The following is a 16,978-nucleotide window of genomic DNA, read 5'->3' as shown; positions in this document are numbered from 1 at the left end:
GTGACGCCGAGCGCCACAAAGGCAAAACATTAACACATTCACAATCGCCAACCGACAGGCAAAACAAAGCCCGGCCGAGGATCTCCCGACCGGGCTTTATCGTCAGGCTGGCTGCGGTTTAGTCGGTGGACAGCACGCCACGACGGACTTGATCGCGTTCGATCGATTCGAACAGTGCCTTGAAGTTGCCTTCGCCGAAACCATCGTCGCCTTTACGCTGGATGAATTCGAAGAACACCGGCCCCATAAGGGTTTCCGAGAAGATCTGCAGCAGCAGGCGCTTGTCGCCCTCTTCCGAGGAACCGTCCAGCAGGATGCCCCGCGACTGCAGCTCGTTCACCGGCTCGCCGTGGTTCGGTAGGCGGCCTTCGAGCATTTCGTAGTAGGTATCCGGCGGCGCGGTCATGAAGCGCATGCCGATCTTCTTCAACTGATCCCAGGTCTTGATCAGGTCGTCGGTGAGGAAGGCCACGTGCTGGATGCCCTCGCCGTTGAACTGCATCAGGAACTCTTCGATCTGCCCCGCGCCCTTGGACGACTCTTCGTTCAGCGGGATGCGGATCATGCCATCGGGTGCGGTCATGGCCTTGGAGGTCAGGCCGGTGTATTCGCCCTTGATGTCGAAGTAACGGATCTCGCGGAAGTTGAACAGTTTCTCGTAGAAGCTGGCCCAGTAGGCCATGCGGCCGCGATACACGTTGTGGGTCAGGTGGTCGATGATCTTCAGGCCGGCGCCTTTTGGATGGCGGTCGACGCCTTCCAGGAATACGAAGTCGATGTCATAGATCGAGCTGCCTTCGCCGAAGCGGTCGATCAGGTACAGCGGCGCGCCGCCAATGCCCTTGATCGCCGGCAGGTTCAGCTCCATCGGGCCGGTTTCGATGTGGATCGGCTGGGCGCCAAGTTCCAGGGCGCGCTTGTAGGCCTTTTGCGAATCCTTGACGCGAAATGCCATGCCGCACACCGACGGGCCGTGCTCGGCGGCAAAGTACGAGGCAACGCTGTGCGGCTCGTTATTGAGGATCAGGTTGATCGCGCCCTGGCGATACAGGTGCACGTCTTTGGAACGGTGGGTCGCGACTTTGCTGAAACCCATGATCTCGAAGATCGGCTCGAGGGTATTGGGGGTAGGCGATGCGAATTCGATGAATTCAAAGCCCATCAAGCCCATCGGGTTTTCGAAGATATCTGCCATGGTTTGGCGCCTCATCATTGCTTTTGGAATTAACGGATCGTCAGTAGCTGGCAATGCTGAGGAAGGCAGGTGGCGCGCAGGAAATGCCTCGCACGCTGCGAGCGAGGAAATCACCGTAAATCAGTTGAAACCCGAGAATCTTCATTTCGACCCTTGTCTTACCGGCTGGGGGGCGAGGCTTCTGCTGCCAGAAGACTTTATTATTGTATGCGTAACCAGATTCTACACAGCGTAAAACTGTTTGTCCGCACTCTCTATAAAATCCGCTTTTTTTCCAGGCTCGCAAGGGGTTTGTTGCACTGGTAAATGCCCCACAGGATCAATACACCGCCCAGGCACATGGCCAGGCTCAGGCGCTCGTCCAGCAGCAGCGCGCCAAGGATCACCGCGGTCAGCGGGTTGAGCGCGATAAACACCCCCGAGCGCGTTGCGCCGATCTTGCCCAGGCCGTCGTAATACCAGATATAGGCCAGGGCCGAACCCAGCACCCCGAGGTACAGCAGGCTCAGGCCCTGCTCCAGGCTCAGCGCCGACAGCGCCTCGAGGCGCACCTCGCCACGCAGGGCCGCGGTGCTCCAAAGCATCAAAGTGCCCAGCAGGATCGAATAGGTCACGGTCTGCAACGAGCCCAGGGCCTGGTTCAGGTTGCGCGAAAACAACGAATAGACGCCCCAGCCCAGCACGCAGCCGAAAATCAGCAGATCGCCGCGGCTGCCCGGCCCACCCGCCAGGGCCTCTGAGTCGCGGCTGAGGATCACCACCCCCGCGCCACCCAGGCACAAGGCAATGCCGAACAGCTTGGCGCCGTTCAAGCGCTCCTTGAACAACGCCCAGGACGCCAGGGCGATCACCGCCGGATTGAGGGCGACGATCAACGAGGCGCGCGATGCGTTGATCGACTCCAGGCCCTGGAAGAAACACAGGTTGTAGAAAAAGATCCCGAAAAACCCCAGCACCGCCAGCTGGCCGAACTGCTTGAGGCTGGGGCGCACCGGGGCAATGCGGGCGAGCGCCATGAATAGCAGCAAGGCCAGGCTGGCCAGGAGAAACCGCAGGCTGGCGGCCAATAACGGCTCGAGGGTGCCTGCCAACAAGCGCCCGGCGACAAAGGTACCGCCCCAGATCATGGTGACCGCCGCCAGCTTGTAATACACCGGCCTATCGGAAGGCGCGGCACAGGTTTGATCGACAGTATTCATAAGCTCCCGAAGCGCGGTTGAGGAAGGTTCGGGTATTCTTCAGCTAATGCCAGATCATCGTAAAATGAGCTTTTACTCATGACCCTCAGCCAATTGCAGATTTTTTCCCTGGTGGCCGAGCTGCGCGGTTTCACCAGCGCCGCCGGCCGGCTGGGCATCAGCCAGTCCGCGGTATCGCACGCGCTCAAGTCGCTGGAGCAGGAACTGGGGGTCGAATTGATCCGCCGGCATCAGTCATTGGTGGAACTCACCGATATCGGCCAGCAACTGCTGCTGCGAGCCCGCGCCATCCTCGGCCTGGCCGCCACCATGGAACAGGAAGCCGCCGATGCCCGCGGGATGAAGCGCGGCACCTTACGCATCGGCTCGTTCGGCCCGACCGCGTCGATGAAATTGTTGCCGGCGATACTCCAGCGCTACCGCCAGGCGCATCCCGGTATCGAGGTACACATCGACGAAGGGCCCGACCGCCAGGTACTGCAATGGCTGGAGGAACGGCGTATCGATGTCGGGTTCGTGGTGCTGCCCCAGGAACGCTTCAACTGTTTCGCCCTGGTGGAAGACCAGATGGTCGCGCTGATACCCAGCCAGCATGGGCTGGCCAGCAAGGACTCCGTGAGCCTCGCCGAGCTGTGCGACGACCCGTTCATCCTCACCGAGGCCGGCTCCGCCGAGCTGGTCTCCCGGCTGTTCCTCGCAGCCAGGCTCAGCCCCAACATTCGCTATCGCAGCTCGCAATTGCTCAGCACCCTGGAGACCGTGGCCCGTGGCGATGCCCTGACCCTGGTCGCTCAATTGTCGCTGCCCGGATCCGGCGACCCGCGCTACCGGGTCAAGCCATTGTCACCTCCCGCTCGCCGCCAGGTAGGCCTGGCCGTGCTGGACCGGCGGCAGGCGTCGCCAGCGACCCTGGCCTTTATCGAACAGGCGCGCAACTTGTATCGCGATGACTGAGCGCAACCCACAGGCACCGTCTATCATGCCCAGGAACCGGATCCTGCCCGACCTGCCGCCGTACCGCCCTACCGGCTTTTGAGCGTTCTCTGGCCCCTACTTCGCCACAGGTATTTCATCAATGCCATTGACCGCCAAAGGTCCGTTGAAACGCTCCACCCGCCACTTGTGGACTTTGCTGATCGGTTTGCTGCCGGTGGTGCTGGGCATGGCGATCCTTTATCTGCAAGCCGAACGCGCGCTGTTCCAAAGCAGCCGCGAGACCGCCGAGGAAGCGATCCGCCAATTCGACCTGATGCTCGATAACAGCGACAGCACTGCCCGGGCGCTGCTGACGCTCGTGGGCCAGCCCTGTGACGAAGTGCGCAAACTGGCCTTGCGCGAGCAGGTGACAAGCCGCCCGTTCGTGCGCTCGACCAATCTGGTGTGGCGCAACGACAACTATTGCAGCTCGCTGCTCGGCCAGTCCTCGTTCCTCCTGGACCCGGCGGACTATGTCGACGGCAAGCTGTGGTTGATGGCCGGCAACCCGGTCACGCCCGATCGAGCGCTGCTGGTCTATCGCCTGGAAGAAGGCGAACGCGCGGTCCTGGCCACCATCGATGGCTATCACTTGAGCAATGCCTTGCTGATTATCAGCCGCTATGCCGACCTGCAGTTGCAAGTGGGCCCCTATTGGCTGTCCGACGATGGCCAGGTCCACGAATCCATTGTGCCGCCGGCACCGGTAGCGCCTTATCAGCTGGCATCCTCGCGCTATCCCTATAGCGTCAGCGCGGGGTTCGCCGAGGGCAATATCTGGCGTTACATGAAGTCCGAGTACCCTGCCCTGTTTAGCCTGCTGATCTTCTTCGGGGTCTTGGCGGCCGGGCTTGGCCATTGGCTGCAAAAGCGCTCTTCGTCCCCCAGCCATGAACTGCAACGCGCCCTGGAAGCGGCGGAGTTCATTCCGTACTTCCAGCCGGTGGTGCGCGGCGACACCAAGCAATGGGCCGGCATCGAAGTGCTGATGCGCTGGAAACACCCCCAGGAAGGCCTGGTGCGCCCGGACCTGTTCATTCCCTTCGCCGAGCACTCCGGCCTGATCGTACCCATGACCCGCTCGCTGATGCGGCAGACCGCCCTGCTGCTGGCGCCCCATGCGCATACCTTCATCGACAACTTTCATATCGGCGTCAACATCACCGCCAGCCATTGCCAGGACCTGGAGCTGCTGGAGGATTGCCGGGAGTTTCTCGGCATGTTCCCGCCGGGCAAGGTGATATTGGTGCTGGAGTTGACCGAACGCGAACTGGTGGAACCGACCGCGATCACCCACAGTTTGTTCGAGGAATTGCACAAGTTGGGGGTGATGATCGCCATCGACGACTTCGGCACCGGCCATTCCAGCCTGGCTTACTTACGCAAGTTCAATGTCGATTACCTGAAGATCGACCAGAGCTTCGTGGCCATGATCGGTGTCGATGCGCTGTCCCGCCACATACTCGACAGCATCATCGAACTCTCGGGAAAACTCGAACTGGGGATAGTCGCCGAAGGCGTGGAAACAGCGGAACAACAGGATTATCTCGCCGTGCATGGCGTCGACTTCCTGCAGGGTTACTTGTTTGGCAGGCCAATGCCCGGGGAAGAATTCCTACAGGCATTGGCCCGCGCCACTAAATAGCCATTTTCAATGAAGAATTATTGAACTCGGGATTAGTTTCGCACACCAATTTGAATCAGAAGATGACAAATCGCGAGCATCTACAACGACGTGATTTACTTGCGCCAGATTAACTACTACAATTTTTCAAGCCTGTACAAGATTCACAGGTGGGCCATTATAATCGAGTCGTTCTAAGGCTCTTGGCTTATAGCTTTGTTTGCGGTTGGTATCAGCCAAATACACTATTGGAGTAAAGATATTGTCCAGACTCGCTGAATTTCGTGCAGCAGAAAAGGCCCTTCAAGAGCAGCTCGCCCAGCTGGAATCCCTGAAGAACGACGCCGGACTCAAGAAGGAAATCGAGTTCGAAGAAAAGCTCCAGGGCCTGATGAAGACCTACGGCAAAAGCCTGCGCGACATTATCGCCATTCTCGATCCGCATCCGGGCAAGTCCGCCTTGCCGCTGTCGGGCGCACCAAAAACCCGTCGTGCACGCGTGGTCAAGGTTTATCAGAACCCGCATACCGGCGAGCTGATCGAAACCAAGGGCGGCAATCATCGCGGCCTTAAAGCCTGGAAAGAACAGTACGGCGCCGCCACTGTAGATTCCTGGCTGCGCAGTTAAGCAACCGACGTATATAAAAGACCCTGCCAATGCAGGGTCTTTATTTTTAAACGAAAGCTGTTTGTTTCGAAATCGAATAAGTTGCAGCGCGCACATGGCCCGTGCAGCAATAAGCCCCCCTAGCAAAACTGCACCTGCGCCCTCCTCCCGCTAGATTCCTACAACTTTGTAGTTAGTTCATATGCGCACGCGGCGCCCGGTCGACGCAGCACAAGCGCTACCGCTAAAGTTTCAGACTACTTCGCAGCGCGCGGATTTCCTCCTGACTTTGCGCATAAACCGCGGCCTGCCCGGCATAAGACAATACATAGGCCTTATCGCCATCGACCGCCGTCACCAGTGTTTGCGACAACACATGACGGCCATTTTCAGTAATGGTGCAAGTGGTTTCCAACGCCGCCAGATGACTCAGTGTCGTGTCATGAATACGCGTGCACACACTTTGATAACCGCCGCGCCCGAAGTCCTTCTGCACCGACTTGCGCATCTCCAGCAAGACCGCCTGCAGATTGACCTGATGCCCGCTTTCCACTTGAGTCATGGTCAACTCCATGACCATCAGCGGCGTGCCTGCGGCATCGTTCTTTACCCCGCGCTGCCTGAATACCTTGGCCGGTTCCTGCTCTGACGCCTGTGGCAATGCTTCGATCTGCCAGCCGCTGGGCCAGGTGATCTGCGGATCCGCCGCTTCGACCAGGGCCGGAACCAGCAGCCAGGGAGCCAGGATGAACAGGGTCTTGAACGGTGAGCGCATGGTCATGAACACATAAGGGACGGGCCCTGAAGTCTGAGGCTGGCACGAGTATCGAGCAACAGATTCGTAGCTTTGTGTTTGGTGCGCCCAGCCCCTCTTGCGTATCATTGCCCGACCGCAAGGACGCCCGACGCCCTGCAAGCCAGGGGCTCATTAGCATGAGTATTCTTGCCCACTTCTTTTCCGGAGGGCCCATGAGCCTGCACGAACTCAATACTTTCCCCGGCGTAACCGCCCAGCCTGACACCGCCACCGCCAACTTCGTGTTCAACCACACGATGCTGCGGGTCAAGGACATCACCCAATCCCTGGACTTCTACACCCGCGTCCTGGGTTTCTCGCTGGTGGAAAAACGCGACTTCCCCGAAGCCGAATTCAGCCTGTATTTCCTCGCCCTGGTGGACAAGGCACAGATCCCGGCCGATGCCGCGGCGCGTACCGAGTGGATGAAGTCGATCCCCGGCATCCTCGAGCTGACCCACAACCACGGCACCGAGAACGACGCGGACTTTGCCTACCACAACGGCAACACCGACCCGCGCGGCTTTGGCCATATCTGCATTTCGGTGCCGGATATCGTCGCCGCCTGCGAGCGCTTCGAAGCCCTGGGCTGCGATTTCCAGAAGCGCCTGAACGACGGCCGCATGAAGAGCCTGGCGTTTATCAAGGACCCGGATGGCTACTGGGTTGAAATCATCCAGCCGGCTCCGCTGTAACCCGATTCTTATGCAGGGCGGCCGGTCGATGCTCGATTGCTTGCGATGGACATAACGTGGTTTGACTGAGCTACCGCGTCACCGTTGATCGCGAGCAAGCTTCGCTCCTACGCAAGCGAGGGAGAAACAAAAAACCCCATGAGCCAAGGCTCATGGGGTTTTGTTTTTTCCGCTGTCGACTCAGGCCGGCGCGGAAGTGCGGATCAGGTGGTCGAAGGCACTCAGCGAGGCCTTGGCGCCCTCGCCTACCGCGATGACGATCTGCTTGTACGGCACGGTGGTCACGTCACCGGCGGCAAACACACCCGGCAGCGAGGTCTCGCCGCGCGCGTCGACAATGATCTCGCCACGGGGCGACAACTCGACGGTGCCCTTGAGCCAGTCGGTGTTGGGCAGCAGGCCGATCTGCACGAAGATACCTTCCAGGTCGACGGTGTGGAACTCGCCCGAATCGCGGTCCTTGTACGCCAGGCCGGTGACCTTCTGGCCGTCGCCCTTCACTTCGCTGGTCAGCGCGCTGGTGATGACATTGACGTTCGGCAGGCTGTACAGCTTGCGTTGCAGCACGGCGTCGGCGCGCAGCTTGCTGTCGAACTCGAGCAGGGTCACGTGGCTGACGATACCCGCCAGATCGATGGCCGCTTCGACGCCGGAGTTACCGCCGCCGATCACCGCCACGCGCTTGCCCTTGAACAGCGGGCCGTCGCAGTGCGGGCAGAAGCACACGCCCTTGGCCTTGTATTCCTGCTCGCCGGGCACCCCCATCTCGCGCCAGCGGGCACCGGTGGCCAGGATCAGCGACTTGGCCTTGAGCACCGCGCCGCTTTCGAAACGCACTTCGTGCAGGCCGCCGACTTCCTTGGCCGGCACCAGCGCGCTGGCACGCTGCAGGTTCATGATGTCGACGTCGTACTGGCGAACGTGTTCTTCCAGGGCGCTGGCCAGTTTCGGCCCTTCGGTTTCCTGGACCGAGATAAAGTTCTCGATCGCCATGGTGTCCAGCACCTGGCCACCGAAACGCTCGGCCGCGACACCGGTACGGATGCCTTTGCGGGCCGCATAGATCGCCGCCGAGGCACCGGCCGGGCCACCGCCGACCACCAGGACGTCGAAGGCGTCCTTGGCACTGATTTTTTCCGCTTGCTTCTCGATGGCCCCGGTGTCCAGCTTGCCGAGGATTTCCTCCAGGCCCATGCGGCCCTGACCGAAGTTCACGCCATTGAGGTAGACGCTGGGGACGGCCATGATCTTGCGGTCGTTGACCTCGTCCTGGAACAGCGCGCCGTCGATGGCGACGTGGCGGATGTTCGGGTTCAGCACCGCCATCAGGTTCAGCGCCTGGACCACGTCCGGGCAGTTCTGGCAGGACAGCGAGAAGTAAGTCTCGAAGTTGAACTCACCCTTGAGGGCGCGGATCTGTTCGATCACTTCGACACTGGCTTTGGAGGGATGGCCGCCGACTTGCAGCAAGGCCAGCACCAGGGAAGTGAATTCGTGGCCCATGGGGATGCCGGCGAAACGCAGGCTGATATCGCTCCCCGGGCGGTTGATCGAGAACGATGGCTTGCGTAAGTCGCTACCGTTGTCGAGCAAGGTAATCTGGCTGGAAAGATTGGCAACGTCTTTCAGCAATTCGAGCATTTCCTGGGATTTCGCACCGTCGTCGAGAGAGGCAACGATCTCGATCGGCTGGGTGACCCGTTCCAGGTATGACTTCAACTGGGCTTTAAGATTGGCGTCCAACATACGGGCGATTTCCTTTTATTCAGATCGAAAAAAAACGCCCGAGCGAATCTCGCCCGGGCGTTCTTGAGGGCGGTGCAGCTGACTTAGGTGCGGCGGTCCGCCCTGCTGTAGCGAGTCACAGGCTTAGATCTTGCCGACCAGGTCCAGGGAAGGAGCCAGGGTAGCCTCGCCTTCTTTCCACTTGGCTGGGCAGACTTCGCCCGGGTGGGCAGCGACGTACTGAGCGGCCTTGATCTTGCGCAGCAGCTCGGAAGCGTCACGGCCGACGCCGCCGTCGTTGATTTCAACGATCTTGATCTGGCCTTCAGGGTTGATCACGAAGGTGCCACGGTCAGCCAGACCGGCTTCTTCGATCAGCACGTCGAAGTTGCGGGAGATGGCCAGGGTCGGGTCGCCGATCATGGTGTAGCGGATCTTGCCGATGGCTGGCGAGGTGTTGTGCCAGGCAGCGTGGGCAAAGTGGGTGTCGGTCGAAACGCTGTAGATTTCCACGCCCAGTTTCTGGAATTCGGCGTAGTTGTCCGCCAGGTCTTCCAGCTCGGTTGGGCAAACGAAGGTGAAGTCGGCCGGGTAGAAGAACACGACGGACCATTTGCCTTTCAGCGTGGCGTCCGACACTTCGATGAACTCGCCATTCTTGAAGGCGGTTGCTTTGAACGGTTTGACTTGGCTGTTGATGATAGGCATCGGTGATTCTCCATCAGTGGTTAAAAACTTGGGTTGAAAACTTGATGGGGAGAATCCTAACCAATGAGCCCAGCCGAGGCTCATTGGCAAAGCTGATGCTGCTGATTAGCTTTGGCTATTAGCGAGCGGTATTAATAGAAGAATTGTTTATTGACGCCTCGACCGGCTTTTCCTGGATCAAGGCCATGCCGAGGAACGGACTGGCCTCGACATAACGCATGGCCGACTTGATGTCCTTCCAGCCGACGTAGCTCATCAGCGACTTGAGGTCCCAGCCGCTGCGATGGGCCCAGGTGGCAAAGCCACGGCGCAGGGAGTGGCTGGTGTACTGCTCGGCGGCGACCCCAGCGCGCTCCAGCGCCTGGCGCAATAACGGAATCACGCTATTGGCATGCAGGCCCTCCTCGCTCAGGTGCCCCCAGCGATCGATGCCGCGAAATACCGGCCCGCGCACCAGGGCAGCGGCATTGACCCACTCGACATAGGCCTGGACCGGGCATAGCCGCCGTAGCGCCGGGGTGTGCCAGGTCTTGCCGAGGTTGTCGCGATCGCCCTTGCTGCGAGGCAGGTACAGGCTGATGCCGGAACCCGCCACCGCCTGAATATGCTCGATCTGGAGCCGGCACAATTCGTCACTGCGAAAGCCGCGCCAAAACCCCAGGAGGATCAGCGCACAGTCACGCCGCGCCCGCAGCAGCGCCGGCTGATTGCCGTCGCGCTGCGCCTGAGTGGCTTCCTGTTCCAGCCAGGCGACCACTTGCTCCAGATGCTGCAACTGCAAAGGCTCGGCCTGTTTCTCCTGCGCTGGGTGCAGCGCGCGAATACCCTTGAATACCTGACGCACCACCGGGGCCTTGGTCGGATCGGCGAAACCTTGGCTGTTGTGCCACTGCGCCAGGGCCGAAAGCCGCAACTTCAGGGTATTGATCGACAGCTCCCCCGCATACGCCACCAGATAACGCGCCACGCTGTCGCTGGTGGCCGGCAGAAACCCGCCCCACGTCACCTCAAAATGCTCGATGGCCGCCCGGTAGCTGCGCCGAGTGTTGTCACGCGTCGCGGCCTGCAGATAGCGGTCCAGTTCACTCATGGGTTATCGACTCGTGGCTGTACGGAAATAACGGCGTGGAGCGGGAGAAACCGCCTATCACGCGGGGTAATATTAATATATCCCGCATCAATAATTTCCAATTTCTTCATATTCTTCTGGTGTACAATTACACCTTATACATACCACGTAAAAAAGTACGTAATCCTTAGGAGAAAACATGGCTCGTGGCGGCGTTAACAAGGCGGTGGTGCAAATCGCCCGTTCGGCAATCCTCGCCCGCGGCGAACACCCCAGCATCGATGCGGTGCGCATCGAAATGGGCAATACCGGCTCGAAAACCACCATTCACCGCTACCTCAAGGAGCTGGACGAAAGCGAAGCCCGCCGCGCCGCCCCTCAGGAAGCCCTGGAAGAAGAGCTGACGGAACTGGTCCGGCGCATGGCCCAGCGCCTGCGCGAACATGCCCAGGAGCCTATCGAGAAGGCCCAGGCGCAACTCAAGGAAAAGAACCAGGAACTGGCGGAGCAGCAAGCCACCGCCGAGCAAGTGGAAACCCAACTGCATCGGCAACTGCAAACCCAGGCTTCAGCCCTGGCCAGCGAGAGCGCGCTGCTGCAGGAAACCCGCTCCATGCTGCAAAGCGAACAGACCCGCAATGCCGGGCTGAACCAGGCCCTGGCCGACTTCGAGCTGCGCCTGAAAGACAAGGACGAGCAGATTCGCTCCCTGGAAGAAAAACACCTGCATGCCCGTGACGCCCTCGAGCATTACCGCAACGCGGTCAAGGAGCAGCGCGAACAGGACCAGCGCCGCCATGAAGGCCAGCTGCAACAGGTGCAGCAGGAACTGCGCCAGGCCCAGCAAAGCGCGCTGGTGCGCCAGGATGAGATCACTCAGTTGCATCGCGACAACGAGCGCCTGACCAGCGAGCAGCGCGCCACCCAGAAGGAATTGCGCCAGGCGCAGGAGCAGGTGCAGAAAATGGACGGCAAGCTTGGCCAGTTGCTGGAGCAATCCGCCCGCCTGAACAGCGAACACACCCTCCTCCAGGAACGCTTGCGCGTTGCCCTGCTGGACAATCATGAGTTCAAGCAGAACCTGGAGCAGCAGCTACAGGAAAATCGGCAAATGGAACTGCGCGCCGCCAAGGCCGAGGCCAGCCTGAAGGCCCTGCAACTGGCTGCCGCCGCGAAGGCCGAGGCGGAGCCAGAGACAGAAGAACAGCGGCCAAAGCCGCCAGAGAACGCTTAACCGGCGACCGGCGTACGCATGGTGACAAACTCTTCGGCGGCTGTCGGGTGCACCCCGATGGTCTCGTCGAAGTCACGCTTGGTGGCGCCGGCCTTCAAGGCAATCGCCAGGCCCTGGACGATTTCGCCGGCGTCCGGGCCGACCATATGGCAGCCCAGCACCTTGTCGGTCTCGGCATCCACCACCAGTTTCATCAGCGTGCGCTCCTGGCATTCGGTCAGGGTCAGCTTCATCGGCCGGAAACGGCTTTCGAAGATCTGCACCTGATAGCCCGCTTCCCGCGCCTGCTCTTCAGTCAGGCCGACGGTGCCGATGTTCGGCAGGCTGAACACGGCGGTAGGAATCATGTTGTAGTCCACCGGACGATATTGCTCCGGCTTGAACAAGCGGCGCGCCACAGCCATGCCTTCAGCCAGGGCCACCGGCGTCAACTGCACGCGCCCAATCACATCGCCAATCGCCAGGATCGACGGCTCGGCGCTCTGGTACTGCTCATCGACCTCGATGAAACCGCGCGAGTCAAACTTCACCCCGGTATTTTCCAGCCCCAGGTTGTCGAGCATCGGCCGCCGGCCAGTGGCGTAGAACACGCAATCGGCGGCCAGTTCGCGACCGTCCTTGAGGGTAACTTTCAGGCTGCCGTCGGCCTGCTTGTCGATACGCTCGATATCGCTGTTGAACTGCAGGTCGAGCCCTCGCTTGGTCAGCTCTTCCTGCAGGTGCTTGCGCACCGCGCCATCGAAGCCACGCAGGAACAAATCGCCGCGATACAACAACTGGGTCTGCGCGCCCAGGCCGTGGAAGATCCCGGCGAATTCCACCGCGATATAACCGCCACCCACCACCAGGACGCGCTTTGGCAGCTCCTTGAGGAAAAACGCCTCGTTGGAACTGATGGCGTGTTCGCGCCCCGGAATATCCGGGATCTGCGGCCAGCCGCCGGTGGCGATCAGAATATGCTTGGCGCTGTAGCGCTGGCCATTGACCTCCACCTGATGCGGGTCGATCACCTTGGCGTGACCTTCGTGCAGGGTCACGCCGCTGTTGACCAGCAGGTTGCGATAAATGCCGTTCAGGCGATTGATCTCGCGGTCCTTGTTGGCGATCAGCGTGGCCCAATCGAAATCGGCCTCGCCCAGGGTCCAGCCGAAACCCGCGGACTGCTCGAAGTCTTCGGCGAAGTGAGCGCCGTACACCAGCAGTTTTTTCGGCACACAACCGACGTTGACGCAGGTGCCTCCCAGATAGCGGCTTTCGGCAACCGCGACTTTTGCGCCAAAACCCGCGGCGAACCGCGCCGAACGCACACCGCCGGAACCGGCGCCAATTACATAAAGATCAAAATCGTAGGCCATTTCACTCTCCCAGGCAGGCTGACAGCATAACCGCAGATGCGTATCCGGTCAGCGCTAGAGGATTTACACAGGGGTATAAAACGAAAAAGCCACCCGTAGGTGGCTTTCCAGTACAAGAGCGAAGCGGGCTATCAGTAAGCCTTGCCAGTCTTGTAGAAGTTCTCGAAGCAGAAGTTGGTCGCGTCGATGTAGCCTTCGGCGCCACCGCAGTCGAAACGCTTGCCCTTGAACTTGTAGGCAATCACGCAACCGTCCTGCGCCTGCTTCATCAGGGCATCGGTGATCTGGATCTCGCCACCCTTGCCCGGCTCGGTTTCTTCGATCAGCTTGAAGATGTCCGGAGTCATGATGTAGCGACCGATGATCGCCAGGTTCGACGGTGCATCTTCCGGCTTCGGTTTCTCGACCATGTTACGTACGCGGTACAGGTCGTCGCCGATCAGGTCGCCGGCAATCACGCCGTACTTGCTGGTTTCTTGCGGGTCGACTTCCATGATCGCGACGATGGTGCAGCGGTACTGCTTGTACAGCTTGACCATCTGCTTCAGCACGCCGTCACCTTCGAGGTTGACGCACAGGTCGTCCGCGAGGACCACGGCGAACGGCTCGTCACCGATCAGCGGGCGGCCAGTCAGGATCGCGTGGCCCAGGCCTTTCATTTCGGTCTGGCGGGTGTAGGAGAACGAGCACTCGTCCAGCAGACGACGGATGCCGACCAGGTATTTTTCCTTGTCGGTGCCCTTGATCTGGTTTTCCAGCTCATAGCTGATGTCGAAATGGTCTTCCAGCGCGCGCTTACCGCGACCGGTGACGATGGAGATTTCGTTCAGGCCGGCGTCCAGTGCTTCTTCAACGCCATACTGGATCAGTGGCTTGTTCACCACCGGCAGCATTTCTTTGGGCATGGCTTTAGTCGCTGGCAGGAAGCGAGTACCGTAACCGGCTGCTGGGAACAAGCATTTCTTGATCATATGAGTCCTTAAAAGGGCTGTACGTACGAATTTCGGCGCAGTCTAATCAGGCCGCGTGCACCTTACAATGGGCCGCGGTGGCTAACCGCTGCCATCTAAGAGGAATATTGCTGCCGATAGTTCCGCAGACCCAATCCGCGGCCGCTGCGCAGTTAGCTGTGCAGCATCGTACAGATACCCTGCGCCGTAAACCGCCGCACGGCCGCAAAGCCTTGATGTTTCTGTGCTCGAGCCCTTGCCGGCACTCTTTATAAGCGCTGATTTATCGCTATCATGGCGCCCTTGAACCCCGCCAACGAGGCAGATAGATGTCGGCTACAAAAAGCGTAAACGGTTACCAGATCCAACAATTGAAAGATGGCCAGTGGTGGCTGGTCAGTGCCCAGGGCGAAAACGTCGCCGGCCCCTTCGCCAGCGAGGCGATGGCGGTCGAGGTGGCATCGGTGTTCGAAGATTCTGCAGGCCACGCTTCGGCGCGTCGCAGCCCCAAGTCCTGATACAGGCCCTGCACCGAAAAGCCCTGCCCCGTGCAGGGCTTTTTCATGCCGATCTATACCGCAGTGGCGGTTCGCTATAGCATTTCGCCCCAGACGCCCGCCAAGGGTGTCCAGCCCTCCCCCGGGGCTCAACTTCTCGACGACGACCACACCATGCACAAACTTCTGGCACTGACCGCGGCACTGGCCCTGACTGGCTGCGCCACCGTTTCCGACACCTACCTGGAGAACGGCGAGCAAGGCCTGAGCATCGACTGTTCCGGCGAAGCCAGCTCCTGGGCCAGTTGCTATGAAAAAGCCGACGCCTCCTGTGCCGGCACCGGCTATCGGATCATCGGCACCGACGGCACGCCGTCGCTCGAGGAACGCGACAAGACCCTGGGCGCAGACGTCGGCAACTATAAAAGCCGCAGCGTGGTGGTGGTCTGCAAGTAACAGGCGAGCGCCTGGCTACATATGAATCTCGGCAAACTTGATGCCCAGGTTGCGAATGGTCTCGATCAGGTCGTCCAGCCGGCCGAATGACTCGACTTCATCGTTGTCATCCACAAGAAAATAACTGCGCCCCGCGCTTTTCTTGAAGAATACGATCCATTCCCCGGAATTCGCCGGATTCTGAATCACATGGGTCGCAGAGATATGACCCTCTGCATGCCTCTCCCGGACTTGTTCGCGCTTCATGCTTTCTCCCAAAAAAACGATGCCGCCGAAACCTGGATTTCGACGGCATCTTTGACAATGGCCGACAGTTTATCGGATGCCTTGGCCAATCAGCACGCCATCTACCGTCTGGCCATAGAGATTGACCCCGTCGTTGGCGTGGAACTTGAGCCGGGTCTTCTCGATGGAACCCTCCACCAGGCGCGGGTCTTGCGGCCGCTCGTGCCGATTGACGAACGCCGCCACATCCCAGGCCTGCTGGTCGCTCAAGCTGCCGGCCTTGCCCAGGGGCATGTTGTATTTGATAAAGGATGCCGCGGTGTTGATCCGGTGCATGCCGGCGCCCCAGTTATACGAGTCCTTGCCCCAGAGCGGCGGCATGACATAGTCCGCGCCGACCTTCTGGCCCTGGCCGCCATCGCCATGGCAGACCGCGCATTGCGCCCGGTATACCTGTTCGCCACGAGCCAGGTCGTAGCCCTGCTTTGGCTGCGGCACTTCGGGGTAGCCACGCCCAGGCAATTCGACAGCGATCGGCGCCTTGCTCGCCAGCCAGTAGGAATACACCGACAAGGCGGTGATCTCGTAGCTGTCGGCGGCCGGCGGCGTGCCGTTCATGCTGAACTGGAAGCAGCCCTGCAAGCGTTCGGCGTAGGTATTGACCTTGTCGTTTTTCTTGCGATAGGCCGGGTACATCGGATAGGCGCCCCACAGCGGCGCGGAGTTGGCCAGCCGCCCCTGGTCGAGGTGGCAGTTGCTGCAATTGAGCCCGTTGCCGACGAACTGCGGCGCCAGGCGCTTGGTGTCGACAAACAGCGCATAACCATCGCGGACCATCTTGCCGTAGGCATTGTCGGGCAGTTCGCTTTCCGCCGGGGGCTGGAAATACTGCGGATGGGCAGCGCTCACCGGCGGCTCTTGCAACTGCGTCTGGTCTTCCATGACGGCTACGGCGCCATGGGCCTGGGCCGCCAACAAAGCGAGGGAAAGGCCCACTAGAAGATCGCGGCTCATGGCTTGGGCTCCTGGTGATCGGCCTTGGCGAAGTAATCGGCCACTGCGGTGATTTCCTCTGGGCTCAGGGCCTTGGCGATATGCCCCATCAGATCGTTCGGGTCGTTGCGGCGCGAGCCGTCGCGCCAGGCATTCAATTGCCCGGCGAGGTACGCCGCGGGTTGCCCGGCCAACGGCGGAAAGGCGTCCCCCACGCCGACGCCACCCGGCCCGTGGCAGGTCACGCATTCCGGAACCTGGCGCTCCCAGGCTCCGCGCAAGGCGAGCCGCGCCCCCACGCCCTCGGCCTTGGCGCTGCGATTGAGCGCAATCGGCGTTGGTGCCGGCATGGCCGCCAGCGTCTGGCTGACCGCGTTTATCTCGTCATCGCTCAAGGCCTTGGCCAGAGGTTGCATCACCGGGTTGCTGCGCGCGCCGCTGCGGAAATCTTCCAACTGTTTGCGCAAGTAACCCGCCGACAACCCCGCCAGGCGCGGAAACCCGGCAGCCGCCAGGCCCAGGCCATCGCCGCCGTGGCAGGCCAGGCAGGCGGTGGCGCCGGGTTGCGCGCCGCCCTGGGTAAACACTTTCTGCCCATCCACGGCTTGGGCACTGGCGACAGAAAACAGCATCAGGCTGCCCAGCAGTATTCGGTCCATGGGAATCATGGCGAAC

The 16,978-nt window shown here is 60.5% G+C and carries 18 protein-coding genes; 7 read left to right on the top strand and 11 right to left on the bottom strand.

Going from position 1 to position 16,978, the window contains the following annotated elements; all coding sequences use genetic code 11:
- Window positions 1–118 precede the first annotated feature (118 nt).
- Both hppD and BLV20_RS01315 read right to left on the bottom strand, forming a co-directional pair.
- Window positions 119–1,195, bottom strand: a complete 1,077-nt coding sequence (hppD, locus tag BLV20_RS01320) for a 4-hydroxyphenylpyruvate dioxygenase (RefSeq protein ID WP_092295858.1) — start codon at window positions 1,193–1,195, stop codon at window positions 119–121.
- A gap of 254 nt (window positions 1,196–1,449) precedes the next feature.
- The gene (locus tag BLV20_RS01315) at window positions 1,450–2,394 is read right to left on the bottom strand and encodes a DMT family transporter (protein ID WP_092295855.1); all 945 of its coding nucleotides are present in this window, start codon (window positions 2,392–2,394) and stop codon (window positions 1,450–1,452) included.
- 78 nt (window positions 2,395–2,472) lie between these two features.
- Between BLV20_RS01315 and BLV20_RS01310 the strand changes: the two genes are divergently transcribed.
- The 3 genes from BLV20_RS01310 (at window position 2,473) to BLV20_RS01300 (ending at window position 5,621) form a co-directional block, all read left to right on the top strand.
- Window positions 2,473–3,348 carry a LysR family transcriptional regulator gene (locus BLV20_RS01310; protein ID WP_092295852.1) on the top strand — a complete coding sequence of 292 codons (876 nt, stop codon included), beginning with the start codon at window positions 2,473–2,475 and terminating at the stop codon, window positions 3,346–3,348.
- Between the two features lie 121 nt (window positions 3,349–3,469).
- Window positions 3,470–5,014 carry an EAL domain-containing protein gene (locus BLV20_RS01305; RefSeq protein WP_092295849.1) on the top strand — a complete coding sequence of 515 codons (1,545 nt, stop codon included), beginning with the start codon at window positions 3,470–3,472 and terminating at the stop codon, window positions 5,012–5,014.
- Window positions 5,015–5,255: 241 nt separating this feature from the next.
- The gene (locus BLV20_RS01300) at window positions 5,256–5,621 is read left to right on the top strand and encodes a histone-like nucleoid-structuring protein, MvaT/MvaU family (protein WP_009049335.1); all 366 of its coding nucleotides are present in this window, start codon (window positions 5,256–5,258) and stop codon (window positions 5,619–5,621) included.
- Between the two features lie 223 nt (window positions 5,622–5,844).
- Here the strand turns inward: BLV20_RS01300 and BLV20_RS01295 are convergent, their stop codons facing one another.
- Complete coding sequence (locus BLV20_RS01295) at window positions 5,845–6,375, bottom strand: DUF4946 domain-containing protein (protein ID WP_092295846.1); 531 nt, start codon at window positions 6,373–6,375, stop codon at window positions 5,845–5,847.
- 194 nt (window positions 6,376–6,569) lie between these two features.
- Here BLV20_RS01295 and gloA point away from each other — a divergent pair, with 194 nt between their 5' ends.
- Window positions 6,570–7,091: a lactoylglutathione lyase gene (gene gloA, locus BLV20_RS01290; RefSeq protein ID WP_092295843.1), complete on the top strand. Its 522-nt coding sequence runs from the start codon at window positions 6,570–6,572 to the stop codon at window positions 7,089–7,091.
- Between the two features lie 180 nt (window positions 7,092–7,271).
- On the opposite strand, the gene ahpF is transcribed toward gloA, so the two are convergent.
- The 3 genes from ahpF to BLV20_RS01275 all read right to left on the bottom strand — a co-directional run bounded on the left by ahpF (window position 7,272) and on the right by BLV20_RS01275 (window position 10,614).
- Window positions 7,272–8,837, bottom strand: a complete 1,566-nt coding sequence (gene ahpF, locus BLV20_RS01285; RefSeq protein WP_092295840.1) for an alkyl hydroperoxide reductase subunit F — start codon at window positions 8,835–8,837, stop codon at window positions 7,272–7,274.
- Between the two features lie 123 nt (window positions 8,838–8,960).
- Complete coding sequence (gene ahpC / locus BLV20_RS01280; RefSeq protein ID WP_007921754.1) at window positions 8,961–9,524, bottom strand: alkyl hydroperoxide reductase subunit C; 564 nt, start codon at window positions 9,522–9,524, stop codon at window positions 8,961–8,963.
- A 118-nt stretch (window positions 9,525–9,642) separates the two neighbouring features.
- Window positions 9,643–10,614: a site-specific integrase gene (locus tag BLV20_RS01275; protein ID WP_092295837.1), complete on the bottom strand. Its 972-nt coding sequence runs from the start codon at window positions 10,612–10,614 to the stop codon at window positions 9,643–9,645.
- Between the two features lie 178 nt (window positions 10,615–10,792).
- Between BLV20_RS01275 and BLV20_RS01270 the strand changes: the two genes are divergently transcribed.
- A complete protein-coding gene (locus BLV20_RS01270; protein ID WP_092295834.1) occupies window positions 10,793–11,827 on the top strand; it encodes a DNA-binding protein in 1,035 nt (344 codons plus the stop codon).
- Here BLV20_RS01270 and gorA read toward each other — a convergent pair.
- Both gorA and galU read right to left on the bottom strand, forming a co-directional pair.
- Window positions 11,824–13,182 carry a glutathione-disulfide reductase gene (gene gorA / locus BLV20_RS01265; RefSeq protein ID WP_092295831.1) on the bottom strand — a complete coding sequence of 453 codons (1,359 nt, stop codon included), beginning with the start codon at window positions 13,180–13,182 and terminating at the stop codon, window positions 11,824–11,826. The genes BLV20_RS01270 and gorA overlap by 4 nt on opposite strands.
- Before the next feature lie 131 nt (window positions 13,183–13,313).
- Window positions 13,314–14,153 (bottom strand): UTP--glucose-1-phosphate uridylyltransferase GalU, encoded by an 840-nt coding sequence (galU, locus tag BLV20_RS01260; protein WP_007921743.1) that lies wholly within the window; start codon window positions 14,151–14,153, stop codon window positions 13,314–13,316.
- Between the two features lie 308 nt (window positions 14,154–14,461).
- Here galU and BLV20_RS01255 point away from each other — a divergent pair, with 308 nt between their 5' ends.
- On the top strand, window positions 14,462–14,650 hold the full coding sequence (locus BLV20_RS01255; RefSeq protein WP_092295828.1) for a hypothetical protein: 189 nt from the start codon (window positions 14,462–14,464) through the stop codon (window positions 14,648–14,650).
- A 153-nt stretch (window positions 14,651–14,803) separates the two neighbouring features.
- Complete coding sequence (locus tag BLV20_RS01250; protein WP_092295825.1) at window positions 14,804–15,085, top strand: hypothetical protein; 282 nt, start codon at window positions 14,804–14,806, stop codon at window positions 15,083–15,085.
- A gap of 15 nt (window positions 15,086–15,100) precedes the next feature.
- On the opposite strand, the gene BLV20_RS01245 is transcribed toward BLV20_RS01250, so the two are convergent.
- The 3 genes from BLV20_RS01245 to BLV20_RS01235 form a co-directional block, all read right to left on the bottom strand.
- Window positions 15,101–15,331 carry a hypothetical protein gene (locus tag BLV20_RS01245; RefSeq protein ID WP_092295822.1) on the bottom strand — a complete coding sequence of 77 codons (231 nt, stop codon included), beginning with the start codon at window positions 15,329–15,331 and terminating at the stop codon, window positions 15,101–15,103.
- Window positions 15,332–15,400: 69 nt separating this feature from the next.
- Complete coding sequence (locus tag BLV20_RS01240) at window positions 15,401–16,324, bottom strand: c-type cytochrome (RefSeq protein WP_092295819.1); 924 nt, start codon at window positions 16,322–16,324, stop codon at window positions 15,401–15,403.
- Window positions 16,321–16,971, bottom strand: a complete 651-nt coding sequence (locus BLV20_RS01235) for a c-type cytochrome (protein ID WP_092295816.1) — start codon at window positions 16,969–16,971, stop codon at window positions 16,321–16,323. Before BLV20_RS01235 ends, BLV20_RS01240 begins: the two co-directional genes overlap by 4 nt.
- Window positions 16,972–16,978: the final 7 nt, after the last annotated feature.

Origin of the sequence: Pseudomonas sp. NFIX28 (genome assembly GCF_900107395.1) — a bacterium.
GTDB lineage: Bacteria > Pseudomonadota > Gammaproteobacteria > Pseudomonadales > Pseudomonadaceae > Aquipseudomonas.
Note: the sequence above shows the minus strand (reverse complement) of the source record. Positions and strands in the feature narration are given on the sequence as shown.

Bases quoted from the DNA above. Each gene is read 5' to 3' on its own strand.
- hppD (WP_092295858.1), bottom strand. From the start codon at position 1,195: ATGGCAGATATCTTCGAAAACCCGATGGGCTTGATGGGCTTTGAATTC.
- BLV20_RS01315 (WP_092295855.1), bottom strand. From the start codon at position 2,394: ATGAATACTGTCGATCAAACCTGTGCCGCGCCTTCCGATAGGCCGGTG.
- BLV20_RS01310 (WP_092295852.1), top strand. From the start codon at position 2,473: ATGACCCTCAGCCAATTGCAGATTTTTTCCCTGGTGGCCGAGCTGCGC.
- BLV20_RS01305 (WP_092295849.1), top strand. From the start codon at position 3,470: ATGCCATTGACCGCCAAAGGTCCGTTGAAACGCTCCACCCGCCACTTG.
- BLV20_RS01295 (WP_092295846.1), bottom strand. From the start codon at position 6,375: ATGCGCTCACCGTTCAAGACCCTGTTCATCCTGGCTCCCTGGCTGCTG.
- gloA (WP_092295843.1), top strand. From the start codon at position 6,570: ATGAGCCTGCACGAACTCAATACTTTCCCCGGCGTAACCGCCCAGCCT.
- ahpF (WP_092295840.1), bottom strand. From the start codon at position 8,837: ATGTTGGACGCCAATCTTAAAGCCCAGTTGAAGTCATACCTGGAACGG.
- ahpC (WP_007921754.1), bottom strand. From the start codon at position 9,524: ATGCCTATCATCAACAGCCAAGTCAAACCGTTCAAAGCAACCGCCTTC.
- BLV20_RS01275 (WP_092295837.1), bottom strand. From the start codon at position 10,614: ATGAGTGAACTGGACCGCTATCTGCAGGCCGCGACGCGTGACAACACT.
- BLV20_RS01270 (WP_092295834.1), top strand. From the start codon at position 10,793: ATGGCTCGTGGCGGCGTTAACAAGGCGGTGGTGCAAATCGCCCGTTCG.
- gorA (WP_092295831.1), bottom strand. From the start codon at position 13,182: ATGGCCTACGATTTTGATCTTTATGTAATTGGCGCCGGTTCCGGCGGT.
- galU (WP_007921743.1), bottom strand. From the start codon at position 14,153: ATGATCAAGAAATGCTTGTTCCCAGCAGCCGGTTACGGTACTCGCTTC.
- BLV20_RS01255 (WP_092295828.1), top strand. From the start codon at position 14,462: ATGTCGGCTACAAAAAGCGTAAACGGTTACCAGATCCAACAATTGAAA.
- BLV20_RS01250 (WP_092295825.1), top strand. From the start codon at position 14,804: ATGCACAAACTTCTGGCACTGACCGCGGCACTGGCCCTGACTGGCTGC.
- BLV20_RS01245 (WP_092295822.1), bottom strand. From the start codon at position 15,331: ATGAAGCGCGAACAAGTCCGGGAGAGGCATGCAGAGGGTCATATCTCT.
- BLV20_RS01240 (WP_092295819.1), bottom strand. From the start codon at position 16,324: ATGAGCCGCGATCTTCTAGTGGGCCTTTCCCTCGCTTTGTTGGCGGCC.
- BLV20_RS01235 (WP_092295816.1), bottom strand. From the start codon at position 16,971: ATGATTCCCATGGACCGAATACTGCTGGGCAGCCTGATGCTGTTTTCT.